Raw genomic sequence first — 21,868 nt, forward strand, 5'->3', positions numbered from 1 at the left:
TGGACTGGTTCCAATGACGCAGTGGACTTCGGCGGTCGGAGCGGCTCAGCTCGCGCGACAGCTCAACGCCCAGCAGTCGCGGCCCGCAGGCCCCGGCACCCGTAAACCGCCCGCCTACCGCGCCCTTTCCGACGGCGTGCGGCTGCTCGTCCTCGAAGGCCGGGTGCCGGTCGCCGCCCGGCTGCCCGCCGAACGCGAGCTGGCCCTCGCCCTCTCCGTCAGCCGTACGACGGTCGCCGCCGCCTACGAGGCCCTGCGCGCCGAGGGATTCCTGGAATCACGCAGAGGCGCCGGGAGCTGGACCGCCGTACCGGCCGGGAACCCGCTGCCCGCCCGTGGCCTCGAACCCCTGCCGCCGGACTCCCTCGGCTCCATGATCGACCTCGGCTGCGCCGCCCTGACGGCGCCCGAGCCGTGGCTCACCCGCGCCGTACAGGGCGCGCTGGAGGAGCTGCCGCCGTACGCCCACACCCACGGCGACTACCCGGCGGGACTGCCCGCCCTGCGCCAGACGCTCGCCGACCGCTACACCGCGCGCGGGATCCCGACGATGCCCGAGCAGATCATGGTCACCACCGGCGCCATGGGCGCGATCGACGCGATCTGTCATCTCTTCGCCGGGCGCGGCGAGCGCGTCGCCGTCGAGTCGCCCAGCTACGCGAACATCCTCCAGCTGATGCGCGAGGCGGGCGCCCGGCTCGTCCCCGTCGCCATGGCCGAGGGGCTGGCGGGCTGGGACGTGCCGCGCTGGCGCCAGGTACTGCGGGAGGCCGCGCCCCGGCTCGCCTATGTCGTCGCCGACTTCCACAATCCGACGGGCGCCCTGGCCACCGAGGACCAGCGCAGAGCGCTGGTCGAGGCGGCGCGCTCGGCCGGCACCGTGCTCGTCGCCGACGAGACGATGTCCGAGCTGTATCTGGACGGGGACCGGCCGGGGGAGGAACTGCCGCCGCCCGTCTGTGCCTTCGACCCCGCCGGCAGCACCGTCCTCACGGTCGGCTCCGCCAGCAAGGCCTTCTGGGCGGGCATGCGCATCGGCTGGGTACGGGCCGCGCCCGAGGTGATCCGCTCGCTGGTCTCCGCCCGCGCCTACGCCGACCTCGGCACGCCCGTGCTCGAACAGCTCGCGATCAACTGGCTGATGGGCACCGGTGGCTGGGAGCGCGCGGTCGACATCCGGCGCGCCCAGGCCGGGGAGAACCGCGACGCGCTGGTGGCCGCCGTCCGCAGGGAGCTGCCGAGCTGGGAGTTCGACGTGCCGCGCGGCGGACTGACCCTCTGGGTGCGCACCGGCGGACTGTCGGGCTCGCGGATCGCCGAGCTGGGCGAGCGGGTCGGTGTACGGGTGCCGGGCGGACCGCGCTTCGGCGTCGACGGGGCCTTCGAGGGCTACGTACGGCTGCCGTTCACCGTCGCCGGCCCCGTCGCCGACGAGGCGGCCGTGCGGCTGGCGGCGGCGGCCCGGCTCGTGGAGAGCGGCGCGCGCGCCGGCACGGACGCGCCGCGCACCTTCGTGGCCTGAGCGGCGTGCCCCGCGGCCGGAGGCGGTCAGCCCTCGGCCGGTACGGCGGTGGGCATCGGCGCCGGGCTCTGGCGCTGCTGCCGTGGTTGCGGTTGCGGTTGCGGTTGCGCCTGGGCCGGTGGGCCGGGCTCCGGGTCCGGTGCGGGCGCCTGTTCCGGCCCTGGTTCCGGCGCCCGCGTGGCGGTGGCCGCCGATCCGTCGGCCGGTGTGTGCCGGTCCGGCAGCAGCTCCAGGACCGCCCGCCGGTGCGCGTCGCTCGTGGCGTCGTCGTACGGATCGGGTGTCGCGGGGACCTGGAGCCTGAGCACCGGGCCGGTACCGAGGCGCGCGTAACCCCGGCCGGTGGGGGTCTCCGGCGTGGGGATGGTGTGCGGCGGCGTGCCGAGGACCGATTCCAGCTCCTCGCGCGTGGCGGTGCCCAGCACGACCCGGGCGCGGGTGTGCGTCCGTACGGTCTCGCTGAGCGCGTCCAGGGTCTCGAACTGTTCCGCCACGACCACCGTCACGTTCGCGGCCCTGCCGTGCCGCAGCGGCACCTGGAGCAGCTCCTGCGGATCGGGCCGCCCGTCGGCGACCGCCACATGGGCGAAGGCGCTCGGCCGGTCCAGCAGGAGCCACAGGGGGCGCTTGGTGTCCTCGGGCACCGCGTGACCGGACTGCCGGGCACGGTTGGCGGTGATCAGCCGCCGTTCCGTCTCGTTGGCGGCCCATTCGAGACCGGCCAGCGCGCCCGAGAGTCCGCGCTCCACGGCGAGAACGCCCGCACGCCCGTCGAGGCTCGCGTACTCACCGGTCCCGTTGCCCTCCACGATCACGACGTCGCCGTGCGCGAGCGCCTGGAGAGCGATCGAGCGGAGCAGACTCGTGGTGCCGCTCCCCGGGCGCCCGACGGCGAGCAGATGGGGCTCGGTCGACCGGGCACCCGTACGCCAGAGGACCGGAGGGGCGTCACGGGTCTCGTCGCCCTCCCTGACCGGAACGGTGCGCCGGACCGCGTCGGCGTCGGTGAAGCCGAGCACGGTCTCGCCGGGGGCGGTGACGAAGCGCTGGGCGGCGATGCCGGCGGGAAGCGGGGGCAGCACGCTCATGACGAGCTCGTTGCCCTCCTCGTCCCAGTCGAAGAGGTACTCCCTGCCGCGCCCGGACTTCGCGTACATCAGATGCTCGATCCGTACGCGGGAGGAGTGCTCACCGTCCATGAAGTACGGCGGGTACGACACCCGCAGCCGGGTGAGACGCCCGTCGGCGTCGAACTCGTACTCGTCGAAGGCCTTCTCCCACTCCCCGCCGTGGGCGAAGAGCGGGTCCGGGTCCTCGGGAAGAGAGAAGTACGGCACCAGCGCCTCGTAAAGAGAGCGCAGGCGCTGAAGCTCCGCCTCGTCGGGCCCGGTCCGGGCCGGCGTACGGTCGCGGCCCTGCCAGCCGGCCACCGCCATCACCGAGATGAGGGCGAGCAGTGGTCCGTACGGGACGAGCGCGACCACCAGGACGACGGCCCCCACCAGGAACAGCGCGGGACCACGCCGGTCCTTGGGGGTGGCGGCCCATTTCCGTCGTCCCGCGCCGGCCAGCAGGCGCAGACCACGGGTGATCGTGATCAGCGGATGGAGGACGTCGGTGGCACTGTCGGCGGCCGAGCGGGCCATCACTCGGCTGCGAGCGATGTGAGCGCTGCCGCTGCTCAGAATGCGGGGGAGTGGTCGCCGGGCCACGTCTGTCTCCTGAAGGTGCGGAAGGTGCCGGGGGATGGAAGGCGGTCAGAACTTGATCCCGCCCAGGAGGCCCGCGAGGCTGGCGCCTCCGGCCGTGATGCTCGGGGCGATGGCAGTGCCCGCGAGATAGAAGCCGAAGAGCGCGCAGACGAGCGCGTGGGACGCCTTGAGTCCGTCCTTCCTGAAGAAGAGGAAGACGATGATTCCGAGCAGCACGACGCCTGACATGGACAGGATCATGAGGGGTTCTCCTGGTCGAGGGGGACAGTCACCATGAGTTGTTCCATGCTCACAGTAAGTATCTATGTGATAAAAGGTGCAAGTGAGTGAAATTCATGGAATTTCACTTGACCGGCGGACAGTGCGGCCCCGCGCGCCGCTTGCTACGGCCTCTGTCGCTTCGGAGCGTCCTACGGGGCAGTAATCTGTCGATTCACCCGTACGGCCGCGCGGTTGTACGTCCCAGGTCAGCGGCATGAGAGGCGGTTCACCGATGAGCGAGGCCCCGGACAACGCGGCTCCGGCCGGCGCGACCGAGCAGGGCGCCGCTCCCGACGGTGGGGTTCCGGACGGTGGCGTTCCCGACAGCGACGTCGTCGAACTGGCGACGAAGGTCTTCGACCTCGCGCGCCGCGGCGACACCGAGCCGCTCGCCGCCTACGTCGACGCCGGTGTCCCCGCGAATCTCACCAACGACCGGGGCGACTCCCTGGTCATGCTCGCCGCCTACCACGGCCACGCGCCCACCGTCGCGGCGCTGCTCTCGCGCGGCGCCGATGCCGACCGCGCCAACGACCGCGGGCAGACGCCACTGGCCGGCGCCGTCTTCAAAGGAGAGGACGCCGTGATCCGCGAGCTGCTCGGCGGCGGGGCCGATCCGGCCGCCGGAACACCATCCGCCGTGGATACAGCGCGGATGTTCGGGAAGACGGACCTGCTGGAGCTGTTCGGAGCGCGGTGAAGGTGAGGCGTCGTAAATGTGGTCGCGGTGGCGAAATGGGTGGGTCATCATGACGTCGGGCCCGGAAGGGGCCACCGACGAGAGGCAGAGGAAGATGGTCTACACCAAGCAGAAGACGACGGCCGAGCGATGTTGTCGCGCGGCCTAGGCAGCCTAGGCATCCCCACTCCCCGGTTGCGTCGACAGCTTGATGTGAGGCTCTCCCCATGTTCGATCCAGTCATAGCGCCGAGCGGCACACTGCTCGGCCTGCTGCAAAGGGGGCGCGGCGACGGCACACTGCACGCGCTGGCCGCACCCCGCGCCGAGGCGCTCAACGCCCTCAACCACTGCGTCATGAACGACCCCCGCCACGACTGGCAGGTCGAGAACCGCTCCCTGTACTTCGCGCGTCTCTATCTGGACCTCCACGGAGATCTCGAACCGCTCGAACACCACCTCTTCCGTGCCGAGGACCACTTCGACACCGAGGAGTCACGTACCGGACTCTCCCTCGCCGTACTGGGCCACCTCGCCTCCTACGGAAGGGACGACGCCCTGGCCCTCCTGCGCCGCTACGCCGCGTCGGGATCCAACTGGACCTGGGCGCTCGACGAGCTGGCCCTGCGCGACGACGACGCGGGTCTGCGGTCGCTCGCCCCGCGCATCCTCGCGAGATTCCCCACCACACCCGAGGGCGACGCCGAACTGGCCACCGCCCTCCAGGGCGCCTTCGAGCCCCGGCCCTGGCGGCTGTGGGCCGACGATCCGCGCGAGGCGGTCGCCACCCGCGTCAGGGCCGCGCGGGAACAGGGCTCCTTCGACCGATGGCAGCGGCAGCTGCGGCCGAGCGGACCGCGCCCCGGCTGGAGCGTCCGGGCAGTCTTCGAATGGGCGCAGGACGGCCTCGAACGAGGCACGACCCTGCACGTACCCGCGGCGCGGTGCCTGACCGCCGTCGCCGGACCCGACGACCGCGCCGAGATCGTCGAGGCAGGTCGCAGCGGCCCCGACGGCGCACGCTCCGCGGCGCTGCACTATCTCGCCGAGGCCCGCGATCCCGCCGTGCTCGACCTGATCGAGACCGCGGCGGCCGACCCGTCGGAGAGCCTCGCCGGAGCCGCCGTCGCCGCCTTCGAGCGGATGTGCGGCGAGGCCGCCGTCGACCGGGCGCGCGGCTGGGTGCACCGGCCCGACGCCCTCGGCGCCTCCGCGGCGGGTGTCCTCGCCGCCCGGGGCGGCCCCCAGGACGCCCAACTGGTGCTCGGCGCCCTCCGGGAGGCCGTACGGTCCGACGGGCCCGACACGCCCCGCCTGTGGACCCTCGTGGACGGCACAGGCCGGCTCGGCATCGGCTGCGCGGCGCCCGTCCTGCGCCATGTGTACCGCGAGACCGCCTCCTCACAACTGCGCGGCCGTACGGCCAGGGCGCTGGCGGTCACCGACCCCTCGTTCCCCACGGGATTCGCCGTCGAATGCCTCTGGGACTGCGAGGAGACCACCAGAGAGGTCGCCGCGCGGCACGCGGAGACCGGTGACGTACGAGTGGCCGACAGGCTGCGCCGGCTGGCGGCTGATCCGGCCGAGGAGGCCGAGGTGCAGACCGCCGTACGGAGCCGGATCGGGCCCGACGCGCCCGCCGTCTGAACCGCGCCCCGCCCGGGACGCGCCGGGCGGGGCAGCACCTTTCCGCACGGGTCTCACGGGCGGGTCCCGGGGGTGGCCGGCGGGTTCTACCGGGCAGGTATGGCCGTACGGACTCCACCAGGTGAACCGCCTGGCGCACGCCGGTTGCGATCAGGGGCGCGAACGGCCGTGAGGCCGTCGAAGTTCCGCTCAGGCCCTCGAAACACCAATGCTCACGGGACGTTTTCCACACGGAAAGATCCACGTTGGCGGGACCACCCTCGGTACGGCGAGAACACGGGTATGCGTGTCGTCATCGTCACCGAATCCTTCCCGCCCGATGTGAACGGCGTGGCGCACTGCGCCCTCCAGACCGCCCGGCACCTCGTCGCACGCGGCCATGACCCGCTCGTCATCGCACCGGCCTCGTCGGCAGCCGCTTCGGCGGCTGCCGAGGCCGCATCCCCGTCCCCCTCCGCCTCCTTCTCCCCGTCCCCGCGCACCACCTCTCCCCGCAAGTTCGATTTCGACGCACCATGCCCCGTGGTGCGTATCCCGTCCCTTCCCCTGCCCGGCTATCCCCAGGTACGCGTCGCTCTCCCCAGCCGCCGGGTCGCCGCGACCCTCGCGGCGCACCGGGCGGACGTCGTGCACCTCGCCGGGCCGTTCGTCCTCGGTGTACGCGGCATGGCCGCAGCCGCACGGCTCGGTATCCCCGCCGTCGCCGTCTACCAGACCGACCTCGCCGGCTACGCGCGTACGTACATAAACGCGGGCGAGGCCGCCGCCTGGCGCCGGCTGCGCGCCGTGCACAGCGCGGCGGACCGCACCCTCGCCCCGTCCAGCGCCGCCATGAAGGACCTTGAGGAGCACCGCGTGCCGCGCGTCAGGCTCTGGCCGCGGGGGGTGGACACCGACAGGTTCCGTCCCGAGCTGCGCGACGACGAACTGCGTCGCCGTCTCGCCCCCAACGGCGAGATGATCGTCGGATACGTCGGCAGGCTCGCGCCCGAGAAGCACGTCGAACTCCTGTCCGGTGCCTGCGGGCTGCCCGGCGTCCGTGTCGTGGTCGTCGGGGACGGGCCGAGCGAGCCGTCCCTGCGCGCGACACTCCCCGGCGCCGTATTCCTCGGCCGCAGGACCGGAGACGAACTGGCGAGGATCTTCGCCTCGTTCGACGTCTTCGCGCACACCGGGCCCTACGAGACGTTCTGCCAGACCGTCCAGGAGGCCATGGCCAGCGGCACACCGGTGGTCGCGCCCGCGGCGGGCGGACCGCTCGACCTGGTCGACCACGGCCGCACCGGACTGCTGGTCCCGCCGCACGACGCGCGGGCCGTCACCGGCGCGATCAGGGACCTCCAGGCCGCCCCGGAACTGCGCGCCTCCTACGGACGCACGGCGCGCGCCACGGTCGAGGGCCGTACGTGGGCGGTGGTGGGCGACCAACTGCTCGACCACTACGCAGAGGTACTCGGCGAGCGCACGGCGGTGGTCGCATGAGTGGCACAGGCGACTCCGGCGGCATACGGATCGTACGGCTGGCCAACTTCGTCACCCCGGCCTCCGGCGGCCTCAGGACCGCGCTCCAGGAGCTCGGCACGGGCTACCGGGCCGCCGGGCACGAACCGGTCCTGATCGTCCCGGGCGAGCGCCCGAGCGACGTGGACACGGCACAGGGACGAGTCATCACCCTGGCCGGAGCTGTGCTGCCCGGCACCGGCGGCTACCGCGTACTGACCAGCCGCCGGCGCCTGGGCGCCCTGCTCGAATCCCTCGCCCCGGACCGCCTGGAGGTCTCCGACCGCACCACCCTGCGGTGGACGGGGGAGTGGGCGCGCCGCCGCCGGATCCCCTCCGTCATGGTGTCCCACGAGACGGCCGACGGGGTGCTGCGCACCTGGGGCGTACCGGACTCGGCGGCCGAACGGGCCGCCGACCGGCTCAACCGGCGCAGCGCCTGGGCGTATTCACGGATCGTGTGCACCACCGAGTGGGCCGAGCGCGAGTTCGTCCGGATCGGCGCGCGCAACGTGGTGCGCGCGCCGCTCGGTGTCGATCTGGTGCGCTGCCGGCCGGACCGGCGCCGTGAGGCTCTGCGCGCCAAGTACGCGCGCGGGGCCGACGTCCTGCTGCTGCTCTGCTCACGGCTCTCCGTGGAGAAGCGCCCGGCCGCCGCCATCGACGCCCTCGCGGTGCTCATCGGCCGCGGTGTGCGGGCGTCGCTGGTGGTCGCCGGTGACGGCCCGCTGGCGGGCGCGCTGGCGCGCCGGGCGCGCGAGCGGCAGCTGCCCGTGGAGTTCCTCGGGCACGTGGGCGACCGGGAGGAGCTGGCGCACCTCCAGGCATCCGCGGACATCTGTCTGGCGCCCGGCCCTGCCGAGACGTTCGGCCTGTCCGCGCTCGAAGCCCTCGCCAGTGGCACGCCCGTGGTCTCCAGTGCGACATCGGCTCTCCCGGAGATCCTGGGCCCGGCGGGCTGCACGGCGGCGGACACGCCGAGGGCGTTCGCCGACGCCGTACAGGAACTCCTCGCCCGTCCGGAGGCCGCGCGGCGCGCGGCGGCACGGGCGCGGGCCGAACTCTTCAGCTGGGACCGGGCGGTGGCGGCCTTCCTGGCGGCGCACCAAGCGCCGGTGCTCACGGGACAGGACGCGCCTCCTGCGGAGAAGTCCGTCGTCGCGCCGCAGGGCGGCGGCGGGGCGGCACAGGGCGCTGTCGTGCCGCCTGCGGCGACGGGCCCGTCGGTCGTGGGCGCGGCTGTCGTGGGTACGACCGTGCCGTTCGTGCCCGCCGTCATGCCTGATGCCGTGCCCGCGACATCGGAGTCGCCCCTCGCGGCGTCGTCGGTGCCGTTGGTGCCCTCCGTGCCGTTCGTCCCGCGCCTTCCGGCCGGCAGGTCCGTCACATCCGTCACGTCCATTTCGGCGGGGCCGGTGCTGCCCCCGAACGGGGGTGCTTCATGACCGTGTACGCGAACCCCGGGGCGCCGCCCGGGGCCGCTGTCTCCGCGCGGCCCTCCGTACCGAGGCCGCTGCGGTTCGCCGCCCTCGGTGACTCGCTCACCGCGGGCGTGGGAGACCGCGTGGACGGCGGCTGGCGCGGCTGGGCCGTCCTGCTCGCCGAGGCGCTCGCGCCGGCCGACGGAAACGTCGGCCGGCCGGCCGACCGGCCCGGCGGCCGCAAGGCGAAGGGGGCGGCCGGAGCCGAACCCGCCCCCACCTTCCGCAACTTCGCCACCAGCGGCGCCCTGACCCGCCACGTACGCGAGCAGCAGGCACCCGCCGCGCTCGCGTTCGCGCCCGACATCGCCTCCGTCGTCGTAGGCGTCAACGACACACTCCGCCGGGCCTTCGACATCGTCGCCATCGCCCGCGCCCTCGACGAGGTCTGCGCGGCCCTCACGGCGCGCGGCACGGTCCTGCTCACCGCGTGCCTCCCGGACCCCGGCATCATGCTCGGCCTGCCCGCGCCGCTCGCGAGACCGCTCGCGCGCAGACAGCGCGCGGTCAACGCCCTCGCGCACGAGCTCTCCGCGCGGTACGGCGCGATCCATCTGCACGCCGCCGACCCGGAGTGGGTCGCCGACCGCACCCTGTGGAGCGCAGACCGGCTGCACCCCGGCGAACGCGGCCACCGGATGATCGCCGCGCAGTTCCACGCGATGCTCACCGCGCGCGGCCTGACCCTGGGCCCGCCACCGCCCCAGGAGCCCGAACGGCCGCAGCCCACCCGCACGGAGGCGCTGCTGTGGATGGCGACGGCGGGCGCCGGCTGGATGGTGCGAAGAAGCACCGACCTGCTGCCCGAACTGCTGTGGCTGGCCGGCTCCGAGATGCGGCATCTGGCGCGCGGCACCGCCAACCGTCTCGACGCGCGCGCCGAACACGCGCTCACTCGTGCCCTGACAGCACTGCCGCCGGTCACTCCCCTTGCCAGAATGGGGGAATGACCGGGCCCTGGGAATTCTGGATCGACCGTGGCGGCACCTTCACCGACATCGTGGGGCGGCGGCCCGACGGACGTCTCCTCACCAGGAAGCTGCTCTCGCACAATCCGGAGCAGTACGAGGACGCGGCGGTGGCCGGTATCCGGCTGCTGCTCGGAGTAGCACCGGACGATCCGGTTCCCGCGGACCGGATCGCCCAAGTGAAGATGGGCACCACCGTCGCCACGAACGCGCTGCTGGAGCGCCGTGGCGAGCCGACCGTCCTCCTCATCACCGAGGGCTTCGGCGACGCGCTGCGGATCGCCTACCAGAACCGTCCCCGCCTCTTCGACCGTCATATCGTGCTGCCGGAGGCCGTGTACGAACGCGTCATCGAGGTTCCCGAACGCGTCGACGCGCACGGCGCCACCGTACGGCCGCTGGACACGGAGGCCGTCGCCGCGCGGCTGCGGGAGGCGTACGACGACGGCTTCCGCAGCGCCGCGGTCGTCCTCATGCACGGCTACCGCCACCCCGCCCACGAGAGCGCCGTCGCCGAAGCGGCCCGCGCCGCCGGCTTCACCCAGGTCAGCTGCTCCCACGAAGTCAGCCCGCTGATCAAACTGGTGCCGCGCGGCGACACCACCGTGGTGGACGCCTACCTCTCCCCGATCCTGCGCCGGTACGTCGACGAGATCGCCACCCAACTCCACGGCATCCGGCTGATGTTCATGCAGTCCAACGGAGGGCTGCGCGAAGCCGCCCACTTCCGTGGGAAGGACGCGGTGCTGTCCGGCCCGGCGGGCGGCGTCGTCGGCATGGCCCGTACCTCGGGACAGGCCGGATTCGACCGTGTCGTCGGTTTCGATATGGGCGGCACCTCGACCGATGTCTCCCACTACGCGGGGGAGTTCGAGCGCGAGCTGGGCACCCAGGTCGCCGGTGTGCGGATGCGCGCGCCCATGATGAACATTCACACGGTCGCGGCCGGCGGCGGCTCAGTGCTGCACTTCGACGGCCAGCGCTACCGCGTAGGACCCGACTCTGCGGGCGCCGTGCCGGGCCCCGCCTGCTACCGCCGGGGCGGGCCGCTCACCGTCACCGACGCCAACGTGATGCTCGGCCGGGTCCAACCGGCGTACTTCCCCTCGGTGTTCGGCCCGGACGGCGACCAGCCGCTGGACGCCGACATCGTGCGCGAGCGCTTCGCCGCACTCGCCGCGGAGGTCGAGCGGGCCACCGGCGCACGGCGCGAGCCGGCCGAAGTCGCCGCCGGTTTCCTGGAGATCGCCGTGCTGAACATGGCGAACGCCGTCAAGAAGATCTCGGTGCAGCGCGGCCACGACATCACCCGCTACGCCCTCACCAGCTTCGGCGGCGCCGGCGGCCAGCACGCGTGCGCCGTCGCGGACGCGCTCGGCGTCGACACGGTCATCGTGCCGCCGCTCGCCGGCGTCCTCTCCGCGTACGGGATAGGGCTCGCCGACGCCACCGCCATGCGCGAGCAGTCGGTGGAGGCCGAACTCGCCGGCGGGGAAGCCGACGGTGACACGCTCCGCCGGGTACGGGAACTCTGCGGCGCCCTCGCGGAGCGCACCCGCGCCGAACTGCGCGCCGACTCCGTCCCGGACGACGCGATCACCACCCACGCGCGCGTGCTGCTCAGGTACGCGGGAACGGACGCGAGCCTGGCGGTACCCCTCGGCGGCGCCGCCGAGATGACGGCGGCCTTCGAGAGCGAACACCGCTCGCGCTACGCCTTCACCATGGACAAACCCCTGGTGGTCGAGGCCGTGTCGGTCGAAGCCGTCGGAAAGGCCGCTTCGCACGGCGAGTACGCGGGCCGGGCCACCTCCGTAGAAGGCGGCGGCAGCGGGACCGTACGGCCCGCGACGGTAGGGATGTTCGTGGACGGCACCGAGCGCGACTGCCCGCTCCACCAGCGCGCCGATCTGCGGCCCGCCGACACCGTCGAGGGTCCCGCGATGATCGCCGAGGCCGACGCGACGACCGTCGTGGACGCGGGCTGGCAGGCGGCGGTCGGCGAGCTCGGGCATCTGCTCCTCACCCGCGTGAGCCCCCGCCCCACTCGCGTCGCCGCGGGCACGGACGTGGACCCGGTGCTGCTCGAGGTCTTCAACAACCTCTTCATGGCGATCGCCGAGCAGATGGGCGTACGGCTGGAGAACACCGCCCACTCCGTCAACATCAAGGAACGGCTCGACTTCTCCTGCGCGCTCTTCGACGCCCAGGGCAATCTGATCGCCAACGCGCCGCACATCCCCGTCCATCTCGGCTCCATGGGCGAATCGATCAAGGAGGTGCTGAAACGCGACCGGGACTCCCTCCGCCCCGGCGACGTGTACGCCGTCAACGACCCCTACCACGGAGGCACCCATCTGCCGGACGTGACGGTGGTGACGCCCGTCTTCGACGAACAGGGCGAACAGCTCCGCTTCCTCGTCGCCTCGCGCGGCCACCACGCCGAGATCGGCGGCATCACACCCGGCTCGATGCCCGCCTTCAGCCGGACCGTCCACGAGGAGGGCGTGCTCTTCGACAACTGGCTGCTCGTGCGCGACGGCAGGCTCCGCGAGAGCGAGACACGCGAACTGCTCGGCGGCGCGCGCTACCCCTCCCGGGACCCGGACACCAACCTCGCGGACCTCCGCGCCCAGATCGCCGCCAACGAGAAGGGCATCGCCGAACTGCGGCGCATGACCGAGCAGTTCGGCTACGACGTCGTGGACGCCTACATGGGCCATGTCCGGCGCAACGCGGAGGAGTCCGTACGCCGTATCGTCGCCGGGCTGAGCGACGGCTCCTACCGCTACGAGACCGACAACGGCGCGGTCATCCAGGTCGCCGTGCGCGTCGACCGCGAGGCCCGCAGCGCCGTCGTGGACTTCACCGGGACCTCACCGGAGCAGGAAGGCAACTTCAACGCGCCCCGGTCCGTGGTGCTGGCCGCCGTCCTGTACGTCTTCAGGACCCTGGTCGCCGACGACATCCCGCTCAACAGCGGCTGTCTGGCGCCGCTCGACGTACGGGTGCCCGCCGACTCCATGCTCTCGCCGACCTACCCGGCGGCGACGGTGGCGGGCAACGTCGAGACCTCGCAGGCCGTGACGGGAGCGCTGTACGCGGCACTCGGCGTCCAGGCCGAGGGCTCCGGCACCATGAACAACCTCACCTTCGGCAACGAACGCGTCCAGTACTACGAGACGGTGGCGAGCGGTTCGGGCGCGGGGGACGGCTTCGACGGCGCCGACGCCGTCCAGACCCATATGACCAACTCCCGCCTCACCGACCCCGAAGTGCTCGAATGGCGCTATCCGGTGCGCGTCGACGGATTCGCCGTCCGGGGCGGCAGCGGCGGGGCGGGCCGGTGGAACGGCGGGAGGGGAGTCGTAAGGCGCATCCGCTTCCTGGAGCCCATGACGGTCACGCTGCTGACCGGTCACCGCACGGTGCGGCCGTACGGCATGGCGGGCGGTGAGCCGGGCGAACTCGGCGCCAACGAGGTGGAGCGGGCCGACGGGACCCGTACGCCGCTGAAGGGGGTCGACTCCGCGGACGTGGCCGTGGACGACGTACTGGTCATGCGCACCCCGGGCGGCGGGGGATACGGCACGCCGCGGTGAACTCGCCCGGCGCGGCGGGCCGGTGACGGTCCGTCGCGCCCGGCACAGGACCGCCGCGGCCGCTGGGGCTTCTGCGTCGTTTCGACCGTCGTCAGTCCGAGGACCTAATCTGTTCAACGTGACTTCGCCTGCCTCGACGGACCCTGTTCCGCCCCAGCTCAGCGCGGGGCCGCGGCTCGCCCAGGGCCCGGCCGCCGACGAAGGGCTGGCGCGCCGGCTGCGCGCGCTCGCGTGCACCGCGCCGCTGCACGACCTCGACACCCGCAAGGCCAACCTCGCGGGGGAGTACTCCGTCTACGCGATGGCGGAGGTCGCGCTCGCGGCGATCGACCTCGTGACGCTCAACATGGACTTCGACACCGGCGCGGACCACGAGCAGATAGTGGCCAGACTCCTGCCGCGCGTCGCGGCCCAGGCGCCGCACCGCCCGGCCACCGAGCACGAGCGGGTGGCCCGCTGGGTGCTGGAGAATCTGATCAACGTCGGCAGCGTCGACCGCGGTTTCCGCGCCGTGTACGGCACGTTCGGCGCCGACGGCGTCTACACCCGGCGGGACTACGACTTCAAACTGATCGAGGAAGTCCCCGGCCAGGGCGGCAGCGTCTATCTGCGCACCACCGACGAGGCGGTCAACGTGCTGGTGGGCGCGTTGGACACGGATGTCACCAGCGCGCAGATCGCCGCCGAGGTCAAGCTGGAGGTGCTGATCAGCAGAGGGCGGCTCGCCGACGCCCAACTCGCCGCCGAACAGGCCCGGTACCGCACCGTGCAGTACGCGGAGACGCTGCGCAGGACCCTGGAGGCGACCCGGCGCAACGTCCGCGCGGTCGACTGGCTCAACGCCGTGCCCGACATGATCGCCGAAGCGCTCGACCATGTCGCCGACCGCTACCGCCACGAGAACGCGATCCTCAACAACATCCGCAAGTCCCGCGACGAGGCGGAGACCGGCGCCGACCCGAAGACGGCCGAGCACAAGCGGCGCGCGGCCGAGCTGGTCGACATCGTCAAGGACTGCATCCGCCGGCACACCCAGCTGCAGTCCCGGCTGCTGGAGGCAGGACCGCTGTTCCGCGCCGAGCAGGACCGCCAGGCGTTCGCGGAGCCCACGACCCGCACGGGGCTCGATCTGTACGGCCAACTCGTCGCCCCGCTCCTGCCGTTGCCGGTCGACCGGGCGAGCCGGGTCACCGACGCGTTCTTCGCCCGGGGCACCGGACTGCGTACGCCCGCGTCCGTCCGGGTCGGCGACCTCGTGGACCTGCTGCTCACGCCTCCCGTGGAGCGGGAGCACCTGGGCGCGGAGATGCCCGAACCCGATCTGATCGCGACCCCCGACGACAGCCGCTTCAGCGAGGAGCAGCTGGCGAGCGCGATGGACCTGCTCGATCTGGAGCACGACGCGCCGCGCAGGCTCTCGGGCTTGCTCGCCGAGGCCCGCCGCCGCGATCCGGACCTGCCCTATCTGGTCGCGCTGCTCGCGATCCACGCGGCCAGTCCGCCGGTCGGTACGGCCTACCGGCAGGGCGAGGAGCGGCTGTTGTTCGCCGTGGACGACGGGACCCCCCTCGACGACGAGGAGTTCGGCGGCGCTGATCTCATACTGGGCACGGCTCTGCTGGACGCCGCCGGCATGACCGCCGACCGTACGGAGGCGGCGTGACGCCTGGGGCGTGCCCGACAATCGGCGTCGTCCGCCCGCAGGGCGGAGGAGGGAGGCATGGCGGAGCCATGGCGACCGACGACAACGCGGCGAGGCGCGCCACCAGGGACCGCGAGCCCGGCAAGATCCGAAAGACACGCCCTGGCGGCCGGGCGGCCCGCGACGCCCGCACGAGCGGCGCGCACCGCATCTCGCGCACCACGCACGGCACTTGTATCGCCCGTGACTTGACCACTCATGACCTGATCACCCCCGCCAAAACCACCCCCGGCAAGGAGCAGCGCCCGTGAGCGACCACCAGGCAGAGCACGCCGCCGCGTGGGGCGAGCCGGGCGGCACCGAGACACCCCGCGCGTCCCTTCCCGACCAGCCGGGCGGCGCTGTCACCCCCGCCGACGCGGCAGACGCCGCCCGCCTCGTCTCCTTCGGGCTCCAGCCCAAACTGCTGCCCGCGCGTGACGCCGAATACGCCGACCTGCTGCGCCGCTACCGCGAGGAGTCGCCCTTCGCGCGGCTCGCCGACGCGGTCGCCACCGGCCTCGGCCTCGTCGTCCTCGAAGTCTCCTCCCGCGCCGGGATGGCCGTGACGGCGGCCGAGGACTCCGTGTTCGCCGTCCGGATGGGCGACTACGCCCGCCGCGCGTCGACCGACTCCGCCGACCGTTTCCTGCACGGCCTGGCCCATCTCGCCGTCGCCGCCATGGCCTTCCCCCGCCCCGAAGACCTCGCCGACGACGGGTACATCGGCCGGATCACCGTCAACGGGGTCGACGCCTTCGTCCGGCAGGCCTGCCGCAGACTGGAGGAGAAGGCCGAGGAAGAGGGCGAGAACACCGACCCGGCGAGCGACGCCCCCGGCCTCGAATCGGCCTGGCGCGTCTACGCGCGCCGCAGCGCGACCGGCGCCACCAAGGACGCCCGCCGTCTCGCGGGCTCCACCACCGGCATCATCGGCAAGGCCATGGCCTTCCTCACCGACTCCGGCTTCCTGCACCGCACCGGTGACGACGCCGGAGGCGCGTACCGCACCACGGCCCGCTACCAGCTCCAGGTCCGCGACATGGCAGGCAGCGCCGCCATGGCCGAACTGCTCGCCCTCGGCGTCGTACCGGTCACCGACGGATCCGCCACGCTGCTGCCCCCACCCGACCCGGACGACCTCGATCTGGTCGCCGACGCCGGACTGCCGTTCCACTCCTGAGCCCGGCGGTCGCCGCACCCCGAATCCAGCAGCCCCCACCACCGCCGGTTTCCCTCCGGTCCTGACCACGACGAGAGTCCGCCGCCATGTACGAGCTGTCCCGGGTCCGCCTCTACTCCATCGGGCCTGCCGGTGCGCGCTACGCCGACACCGTGCTCGACCTGCGCGGAGTCGGCGATCCTGTGCCCCACCCCGCCCCCACCCAGGCGGAGTTCTTCGAGGACGAGCCGGTCGGTCCGCCGCGCCGCCCGGCCCCGGCCGGTGTGCTCTTCCTGGAGAACGGCGGCGGCAAGTCCGTCCTGCTCAAGCTGATCTTCTCGGTGATGCTGCCCGGCCACCGCAACACCCTCGGCGGGGCCAGCTCCGGTGTGCTGCGCAAATTCCTGCTCGCCGACGACTGCGGGCATGTCGCCCTCGAATGGCAGCACACCCTCACCGGTGAGCTGGTCGTGGTCGGCAAGGCCAGCGAGTGGCGCGGCCGTCAGGTGTCCAACGACCCGCGGAAGTTCGCCGAGGCCTGGTACTCCTTCCGCCCAGGACCCGGGCTGAGCCTCGACTCGCTGCCGGTCGCCGAGTCGACCGCCGTGCGGCGGCCCGTGGAAGGCGCCTCCGGCGCGAAGGGCCGTCGCCGCACGATGAAGGGGTTCCGGGACGCCATCACCGAGGCGGGCAAGGCGTATCCGCATCTCGACGTGTACTGGGAAGAGATCCACGACCGCTGGATCGAGCACCTCGGAGATCTCGGCCTCGACCCCGAACTGTTCCGCTACCAGCGGGAGATGAACGCCGACGAGGGCGAGGCCGCCGGGCTCTTCGCGGTCAAGAAGGACTCCGACTTCACCGACCTGCTGCTGCGAGCCGTCACCGACACCCGCGACACGGACGGGCTCGCAGACCTCGTCGGCGGCTTCGGCAACAAACTGGGCCGCCGCGCCGAGCTGACCGCCGAGCGGGACTTCACGGCCGGCTCCGTCGACCTTCTCGGGCGGATCGTCGACGCCGCCGACTCCCGGTCCAGGGCCCGTGACATCCACGGCGCGGCCGAGCGCCGCACCCGTACCCTCGCGCGTCGGCTCACCGCCCGCGCCGCCGTGGAACGAGACCGCGTCGGCGACCTCGCCCAGCAGGTCACGGCCGCGGCCCACACCGTCACCGAGGCCGACCGGGCCCGCGGCCACAGCGCGCTCATCGCCGCCGAACTGGCCTACCGGCACGCCTCCTTGGCCCTCACCGTCGCCGAGAAGGCGGCAGCCGCGCAACGGCGGGAGCTGACCGACGCCCGTACGCTCCACGCCGCCTGGCAGGCCGCCGAGAACGTGCTGCGGCACCGTGCCGCCGCCGACCGTTCCGCGCGCGTGGCGGTCGCGATCCGCGAGGCCGAGCGCGACGCGGCGCCCGCCCTGGCCGCCCGCGCGACCGCCGCCGCCGAGCTCGTCCGCGCGCTGCACATGGCCGCAGCCGACGGCGAGAGCGTGGCCAACGAGGAGGAGGAGCGCTCCGCCGCGCTCCAGGAGGTCGGCGAGGCCGCGCACCGCGACGCGACGGCGGCGGCCACCGAGGCGCAGCGCGCCCGCAGCGAGAGCGGTCATCTGCGCCAGCGTCTGTCGGAGGTCGAGCAGGAGACCGCCGAGGCCGTACGGGCCGGCTGGCTCGACGACACGGCACCGGACGCCGACCCGGCGCGGGCCGCGCTCGCCGCGAGCGACGCGGAGAAGTCCGCGGTCGCCGCCTGGGACACGGCCAGAGAGGCGGCACGCGCCGCCGGAGACCGGGCCAGGGACGCCGCGTCGGCGGAATCCCGCGCCGAGCTCTCCGAGGCCCGCGCCGTCGACGCGGCGCGCGCCGCCGAGCACGAGTACGAGGCGGAGCGCCGTACCGCCGAGTCGATCGCCGCGGAGGAACGCCTCACCGAACTGCTCGGGCTGCCCGGCGCGTCTCCCCGCGCGGGCGTCCCCGGACCGCGCATCGCCGCGCAGAGCCCGACGGACAGCCCGACCGGCCCCGGGGAGCTGTCCCGCGCGGACGCCGCAGCCACGCGACCGCCCCAAGGCCCGCTCAGCCCCGAGGAGTTGGACCGGTACGCCGACGAACTGCGCGAACTGCTCGACCAGGGCGTCGCCGCCGCCGAGCGCCAGCTGTTCGACCTCCGTACGGCCGCCGCCGACGACTCCCGCATCCTCGGCGCACTCGGCGACGGCGGACTGCTGCCACCCGGCCCCGACGTCCTGGCCACCGTCGAATTCCTCGGTGAGCACGGCATTCCCGCCCTTCCCGGCTGGCGCTATCTCGCCCAGGCCGTGGACCCCGCCGACCACGCCGCCGTCCTCGCGGCCCGCCCCGAGCTGGTCGACGGCGTCGTCATCACCGAACCCGCCACGCACGCCAGGGCCCGCGAAGTTCTCTCCGGCGCCGCCCTGTTGCCGCGCTCGGCCGTCGCCGTGGGTACGGCGGCGGCGCTGCTCGCGCCGGTCCCGGGCCCCGGGCCGTACGGTGACCCGGCCGGCGGCGGCGACAGTGGCGTCTTCCTAGTCCCGCCCAACCCAGCCATGCACGACGAGCACGCCGCCGACGCCGAACGGCAGTCCCTGCGCGCCAAGTCGACCGCTCGCGACGAGGAGATCCGCACCCTGTCGGCCCGGCTCTCCGCCGACCGGGCCCTTGCCGCCCGCCTCGGCTCCTGGCGGGCCACCTGCGCGCCCGGCAGGCTCACCGAACTCGCCGGGACCGCGCGCGCCGCCGTCGAACTGGCACAGTCGGCGGGCGCCGAACTCGCCGAGGCCCGCACCGTCCGGACCGAGGCCGACGAGGCCGCCACCGACACCGCCCGCGTACGCGACGAACGGCAGGAGGCCGCCCAGCGCGCCCGCCGGGCCGCCGACGCCCTCGCCGGCCTCGCCTTCCGCCTCCGGGAGCGGGCCGGCTGGCAGGTCAAGCTGCGCGCGCTGGCCGACGACGCCGCTGAGTCCGAGGCCCGTGCCGCCGCCTGTCTGGAACGGGCCCGCGCGGCCGACGAGGACCGCCGGGCCGCCCAGCGCGCCGCCGACGACGCCCGCCGCACCGCCCGCGCGCTCCGGGCAGAACGCGCCGAGATCGCGGGCGCCCCCGAGAACCTGCCCGAGCCCGAAGCGGACGCACCGCGCACCGCACTGCCCGCGCTGCGTGAGGCCTACCGCGCCGCCTCACAGCTGTACGAGAAGGTCGGCGTCGGCGCCGACCTCCGCGCCGAACAGGCCCACGCGGAGAGCGACGAAGGCGCGGCCCTCGCCGAACTGGACCGGCTCAGCAACAAGGTCCGCACCCGCGCCGCCCAGCTCCTGGAGAGCACCGACGGCGCCGACGGACCGTCCCGGCAGGCTGCGGCGGCCCGCGCCGAATCACTCGTCCAGATGCTGGAGTCGCGCGCGTCGGCGGCCAGTGAGCAGTTGGGGCGCCTTCGCGGCGAGGCCGAGCGGCTCGCACCCGCCGAGGGCGATTCGCACACGGACCTGCCGGAGAGCCAGGTCCCCACCGACGTGGAGCAGGCCCAGGCCCTGCTCCGCACCGCCACCAACGAACTCGCCACACGCACCGACGCGTTGGACACCGCGCGCTCCGCACACGGCGAACTGCTGCACGCCCACCGCACCGCCGAGGACGCCACCGGCGGCTTCGAGGAGACGGCGGCCCTCCTCGGCGATCTCGTCAGGGGCTCCGCCGACGAGTCCGCCGACGAGGCGCCGGAAGCCCCCGAGCCTTATCCCGGCAGCATCGAGGAGGCCCGGACCGCCGCCGCCGAGACCCGCCGTTCGCTGCGCGGCTGCGCCACGGACCTGTCGGCGGCGGAGGGCGCCGTCCGGGAGGCGAGCGACATTCTCGTACGGCACGCCAACTCCACCCGCTACGAGCAGGTACGCACGCCCGCCCGGCAACAGATCCGCGAACTGCCGGCCGCCGCGCTGCCCGACCACGCCGCGAAGTGGGCGAGCGCCTTCGCCCCCCGGCTGCGCGTCCTCACCGATGAACTGGAGCAGCTGGAACGCAACCGCGACTCCATCGTCGACCGGCTGCGCGGACTGGTGGACTCGGCGCTCACGACCCTGCGCTCGGCGCAGCGGCTGTCCCGGCTGCCCGAAGGGCTGGGGGAGTGGTCCGGCCAGGAGTTCCTCCGGATCCGCTTCGAGGAACCCGACCAGGCCACCCTCACCGAACGCCTCGGTGAGGTCATCGACGAGGCGACCCGCGCCGCCCTCAAGAAGAACTCCGACCTCCGCAGGGACGGCATGTCCCTGCTGCTGCGCGGCGTCCAGGCGGCCCTCCAGCCCAAGGGCATCGCCGTCGAGATCCTCAAACCCGACGCCGTGCTGCGGGCCGAGCGGGTCCCGGTCGGTCAGATGGGCGACGTGTTCTCCGGCGGCCAGCTGCTCACCGCCGCCATCGCCCTCTACTGCACGATGGCCGCGCTGCGGAGCAACGACCGGGGACGCGACAAGCACCGGCACGCCGGCACGCTCTTCCTCGACAACCCGATCGGCCGGGCCAACGCCACGTACCTGCTGGAGCTCCAGCGCGCCGTCTCCGACGCGCTCGGCGTTCAACTCCTCTACACAACGGGCCTCTTCGACACGACAGCTCTGGCCGAATTCCCCCTGGTGATCCGCCTGCGCAACGACGCGGACCTGCGGGCGGGCCTCAAATACATCAGCGTCGAGGAGCATCTGCGGCCGGGGCTTCCCCAACAGGACCCGGACGGCGAGACGGTGCACGGCGAGATCACGGCCACACGCATGTTCAAACGCTCCCAGACCGCCACCGCGACCACCCCGTCACCGGGGGACACGGCCTAGGACACCCGACAGCCGCCGGGGCGCGGGCGTTCAGGCTTCGGAGAGCCTGCCGGCGCCCCGGCGTCGTATCCGGGCGCCGTCACGCTCCGCCGCCCGCGCCGCACGCCTGGCCCTGCGGCGCTCTTTGCGCAGCTGCCGTGCCGTGCTGCTCGGCACCGACACCACACCGTTGCGCTGGTTCCACACCTGGCGCGTCACCCATACGTCCAGCACCCCCCATGTCGCCACCACCGTGCTGCCCACACTGCTCAGCACCATGGGGAAGGCCAGCCACGAGCCCGCGAGCGTACAGAAGAACGCCACCATGGCCTGGATCAGCGTCACCGACGCGATGATCACGGCCCGCACCGCCGCCGTCCTCACCGGATCCGGCATCCGGCGCCGTATCGCCGGCTCCTCCACCCAGAGCCGCCGCGAGAGGCCCGTGCCCCGCGGGGCCGGCAGCTCGACCTCGACATCCGCGGGCGCTTTCCCCGCCGCCCCCGCAGCCCCTCGCGTGTCCGACTTTGTATTCATGGACCGTAACTCCCCACCACTGTCCGACATCACGGTGACTGCCTGGTCCCGGCCGCTTTCCGTACGTCAGTACCCAAACACAGAGACGAGCGACAGATCCGGAAGATTCCCGCACCCCTATAATTCAGGCCATCTGATCGATTGCGAAAACTGACGTCCCGCCAGGTACTCTGCGCGACAGCGGTGAAAGCCATCTCCGTCGATACCGGGACAACTCATGCCCAACTCCCGTGGTTGGGACCGAAAAACGCCCGGACATGGCTTCGAGTTGTCGGTGTGGCAGTAGTAGGCTCA

Annotated in this window: 13 protein-coding genes and 1 pseudogene; 11 read left to right on the top strand and 3 right to left on the bottom strand. The window is 73.2% G+C overall.

The features are described from left to right. The first annotated feature begins 13 nt into the window (after positions 1-13). On the top strand, positions 14-1,522 hold the full coding sequence (locus tag OIE74_RS33320; protein WP_329390356.1) for an SCO1417 family MocR-like transcription factor: 1,509 nt from the start codon (positions 14-16) through the stop codon (positions 1,520-1,522). Positions 1,523-1,548: 26 nt separating this feature from the next. On the opposite strand, the gene OIE74_RS33325 is transcribed toward OIE74_RS33320, so the two are convergent. Both OIE74_RS33325 and OIE74_RS33330 read right to left on the bottom strand, forming a co-directional pair. Next, entirely contained in the window at positions 1,549-3,234 is a 1,686-nt protein-coding gene (locus OIE74_RS33325) for a hypothetical protein (protein ID WP_329390357.1), read from the bottom strand. A 45-nt stretch (positions 3,235-3,279) separates the two neighbouring features. Beyond that, positions 3,280-3,474, bottom strand: a complete 195-nt coding sequence (locus OIE74_RS33330; RefSeq protein WP_189109156.1) for a hypothetical protein — start codon at positions 3,472-3,474, stop codon at positions 3,280-3,282. A gap of 253 nt (positions 3,475-3,727) precedes the next feature. On the opposite strand from OIE74_RS33330, the gene OIE74_RS33335 reads away from it, so the two are divergent. The 10 genes and pseudogenes from OIE74_RS33335 to OIE74_RS33380 all read left to right on the top strand — a co-directional run bounded on the left by OIE74_RS33335 (position 3,728) and on the right by OIE74_RS33380 (position 21,058). Continuing rightward, entirely contained in the window at positions 3,728-4,195 is a 468-nt protein-coding gene (locus tag OIE74_RS33335; protein ID WP_329390360.1) for an ankyrin repeat domain-containing protein, read from the top strand. Between the two features lie 206 nt (positions 4,196-4,401). After that, a complete protein-coding gene (locus tag OIE74_RS33340; RefSeq protein ID WP_329390361.1) occupies positions 4,402-5,820 on the top strand; it encodes a HEAT repeat domain-containing protein in 1,419 nt (472 codons plus the stop codon). A gap of 282 nt (positions 5,821-6,102) precedes the next feature. Next, the gene (locus OIE74_RS33345) at positions 6,103-7,302 is read left to right on the top strand and encodes a glycosyltransferase family 4 protein (RefSeq protein WP_329390363.1); all 1,200 of its coding nucleotides are present in this window, start codon (positions 6,103-6,105) and stop codon (positions 7,300-7,302) included. Further along, positions 7,299-8,435, top strand: a pseudogene (locus OIE74_RS33350) (glycosyltransferase); the annotation flags it as partial. The gene OIE74_RS33345 and the pseudogene OIE74_RS33350, both read left to right, overlap by 4 nt. Before the next feature lie 326 nt (positions 8,436-8,761). Then, positions 8,762-9,751 carry an SGNH/GDSL hydrolase family protein gene (locus OIE74_RS33355; RefSeq protein ID WP_329390365.1) on the top strand — a complete coding sequence of 330 codons (990 nt, stop codon included), beginning with the start codon at positions 8,762-8,764 and terminating at the stop codon, positions 9,749-9,751. Continuing rightward, positions 9,748-13,371: a hydantoinase B/oxoprolinase family protein gene (locus OIE74_RS33360; RefSeq protein WP_329390367.1), complete on the top strand. Its 3,624-nt coding sequence runs from the start codon at positions 9,748-9,750 to the stop codon at positions 13,369-13,371. The genes OIE74_RS33355 and OIE74_RS33360 overlap by 4 nt, the downstream gene beginning before the upstream one ends. A 118-nt stretch (positions 13,372-13,489) precedes the next feature. Further along, positions 13,490-15,034 carry a hypothetical protein gene (locus tag OIE74_RS33365; protein WP_329390369.1) on the top strand — a complete coding sequence of 515 codons (1,545 nt, stop codon included), beginning with the start codon at positions 13,490-13,492 and terminating at the stop codon, positions 15,032-15,034. Between the two features lie 68 nt (positions 15,035-15,102). Beyond that, positions 15,103-15,324 carry a hypothetical protein gene (locus OIE74_RS33370; protein ID WP_329390371.1) on the top strand — a complete coding sequence of 74 codons (222 nt, stop codon included), beginning with the start codon at positions 15,103-15,105 and terminating at the stop codon, positions 15,322-15,324. After that, positions 15,321-16,235, top strand: a complete 915-nt coding sequence (locus tag OIE74_RS33375) for a hypothetical protein (RefSeq protein WP_329390373.1) — start codon at positions 15,321-15,323, stop codon at positions 16,233-16,235. The genes OIE74_RS33370 and OIE74_RS33375 overlap by 4 nt, the downstream gene beginning before the upstream one ends. Before the next feature lie 86 nt (positions 16,236-16,321). Further along, complete coding sequence (locus OIE74_RS33380) at positions 16,322-21,058, top strand: hypothetical protein (protein WP_329390375.1); 4,737 nt, start codon at positions 16,322-16,324, stop codon at positions 21,056-21,058. Between the two features lie 30 nt (positions 21,059-21,088). Here the strand turns inward: OIE74_RS33380 and OIE74_RS33385 are convergent, their stop codons facing one another. After that, the gene (locus OIE74_RS33385; protein WP_329390377.1) at positions 21,089-21,574 is read right to left on the bottom strand and encodes a hypothetical protein; all 486 of its coding nucleotides are present in this window, start codon (positions 21,572-21,574) and stop codon (positions 21,089-21,091) included. Positions 21,575-21,868 lie beyond the last annotated feature (294 nt).

Source organism: Streptomyces sp. NBC_01716 (assembly GCF_036248275.1).
In the GTDB taxonomy this organism is placed as follows: Bacteria; Actinomycetota; Actinomycetes; order Streptomycetales; family Streptomycetaceae; genus Streptomyces.

Coding starts and splice junctions, on each gene's coding strand:
- OIE74_RS33370 (WP_329390371.1), top strand. CDS start 15,103: ATGGCGACCGACGACAACGCGGCGAGGCGCGCCACCAGGGACCGCGAG.
- OIE74_RS33340 (WP_329390361.1), top strand. CDS start 4,402: ATGTTCGATCCAGTCATAGCGCCGAGCGGCACACTGCTCGGCCTGCTG.
- OIE74_RS33360 (WP_329390367.1), top strand. CDS start 9,748: ATGACCGGGCCCTGGGAATTCTGGATCGACCGTGGCGGCACCTTCACC.
- OIE74_RS33330 (WP_189109156.1), bottom strand. CDS start 3,474: ATGATCCTGTCCATGTCAGGCGTCGTGCTGCTCGGAATCATCGTCTTC.
- OIE74_RS33345 (WP_329390363.1), top strand. CDS start 6,103: ATGCGTGTCGTCATCGTCACCGAATCCTTCCCGCCCGATGTGAACGGC.
- OIE74_RS33320 (WP_329390356.1), top strand. CDS start 14: ATGACGCAGTGGACTTCGGCGGTCGGAGCGGCTCAGCTCGCGCGACAG.
- OIE74_RS33335 (WP_329390360.1), top strand. CDS start 3,728: ATGAGCGAGGCCCCGGACAACGCGGCTCCGGCCGGCGCGACCGAGCAG.
- OIE74_RS33385 (WP_329390377.1), bottom strand. CDS start 21,574: ATGAATACAAAGTCGGACACGCGAGGGGCTGCGGGGGCGGCGGGGAAA.
- OIE74_RS33380 (WP_329390375.1), top strand. CDS start 16,322: ATGTACGAGCTGTCCCGGGTCCGCCTCTACTCCATCGGGCCTGCCGGT.
- OIE74_RS33355 (WP_329390365.1), top strand. CDS start 8,762: ATGACCGTGTACGCGAACCCCGGGGCGCCGCCCGGGGCCGCTGTCTCC.